The organism is Pseudovibrio axinellae (assembly GCF_900110875.1).
In the GTDB taxonomy this organism is placed as follows: Bacteria; Pseudomonadota; Alphaproteobacteria; order Rhizobiales; family Stappiaceae; genus Pseudovibrio; species Pseudovibrio axinellae.
Window position 1 is genome coordinate 1 of sequence record NZ_FOFM01000075.1, and the last position, 1,783, is coordinate 1,783.

Here is a 1,783-nt window from a genome sequence, read left to right on the forward strand (position 1 = left end):
CCCTGGTGCCCGATACATGATTGCCTCCCCAGCCGACAGCACAATTGAATCAGAACACACTCGAAAACGCTTGTGGTTAATAGAGGCCCTCAGCTGGCTGTTTCCATTGTGAGAAAGCGTTGATGCGGTGGAGGTGAATGTCGATTGCAGAACGTTGGTGACGAGGTGGAACGAACAGATTACGTAAGCCCGCTCAGAATGCCTATGTGAAGTGCTATAACAGAACGGTCAGGCAGGAATGGCTGGATCAGAACTGCTTTCAATCCATCGAACAGGTACAAGAAGAAGCCACAAACTGGCTCTGGACATACAACAACGAACGGCCCAACATGGCCATCGGCGGCATCACAACCGCTACTGACCGCCCAGTGTGAAGCTGCAACCATTGAATTAATCGCGAGAGTAACAACGCCTTATAGGACAGCTTTCACTGTCAGTCGTTGATGTCCATGCGATGTGGCGAGAATCGGGGACAAGGCAATATCTGCGTGAGCTGACAAACCGTTCATAGGTGCGGGGTCCTGTGTCAAGGACAATAGCGCCATGGCTTGAGACCAGCTCTCTGGCCTGTTGGCAGGTCATGACTGTCGTGTCTGGCCTGGCCTGTGAGCTGGCCGGAATGCTAGGAAGCAGAAACAGGAAACTGCTGGCGATGCCTAAGAGGGTGATTTTGCACATGGCTTAATTAACCTTTCCAAATGCAAAAATTGCAATGGTAAAAACACTTATTGTTCCTTTTAAAAGGTGTTCGTGCGCAAGTGCGAGCCTCAAACCAATTCGTGGTTAGCTGCCTCTGAAAACTTCGATGGTGATTTAATTTGTTATTTCAGCTCTGATGTGCGGGTTTTCCATTCCAAAGCTTCCATGGATTGGCTCGCGAATTTAAGGCGAATGTTATTAGCACTGGTGACGATAGTTGTGGCAGTTCCGTAGCCGAATTTCACTGAAAGCGCTGTCGATTCTTTCCTCTGTTTTCTGGATAATCCGACAACAATTCAATACGCGCAACAATTTCAAATGCATCGGCTCTCAAAGTTAATCGTTGTCTTTTAAGCTCTGGTGGCAATAGGAAAACTATCTCGTTAAAGCAGCTTTTTCTTGAAGTAGAATTCGTTTAGATCCAAGTTTTCTGTTATTCCATATGGGGATCTATCTGTCACCGTTGATGCGGCGGAGGTGAATGTCAATTGCAGGGCGTTGTTGATGAGGTGGAACGAAGAGATTACGCAGGCCTGAGAAGACTGCCAGAAATCGGTGATGTCACGTTAACTTTCGGGCCAGATTGATAGGATAGCAGCGATGTATGACCTCAGCTCCGATCATTTACAAACGCCATCGTTTTCCACCCGAAATCATAGCTCACGTTGTTTGGCTCTATCACCGCTTTTCGCTCAGCCTGGCCCAACTGGCTCAAAGCTGCAAAAGTGGCCAAAAATCAGAACAATTAAAGAACATGCTGAGCAGCTATCGTTGGCTACTCGGAGTATGAACTGGTAAGACGCGGGCAAAGCTGCCGTTCGCTGCACCGCAAGAACTCAGGCAAATGAGAGGCCGTTGCCTGCACGCAGGGCCAGAAGCGGGCGGTGCCATCAACTTAACTTGAATTTGGCCGCAAGAGCTTTCACCATGCGGATTTCAAGCGTGAAGCATAGCTGCCTGTTTCCATTGTGAGAAAGCGTTGATGCGGTGGAGGTAAATGTCGATTGCAGAACGTTGGTGGCGAGGTGGAACGAACAGATTACGTAAGCCAGAGAAGGTTGCCAGAAATCTTTGAAGCTGGCCT

General features: G+C 48.6%; 2 pseudogenes. Both read left to right on the plus strand.

The window, feature by feature from the left end:
• Positions 1–185: 185 nt before the first annotated feature.
• Positions 186–374, plus strand: a pseudogene (locus BMZ51_RS23550) (integrase core domain-containing protein); the annotation flags it as partial.
• 929 nt (positions 375–1,303) lie between these two features.
• A pseudogene (locus BMZ51_RS24000) lies at positions 1,304–1,408 on the plus strand (IS6 family transposase); the annotation flags it as partial.
• Between the last annotated feature and the right edge of the window lie 375 nt (positions 1,409–1,783).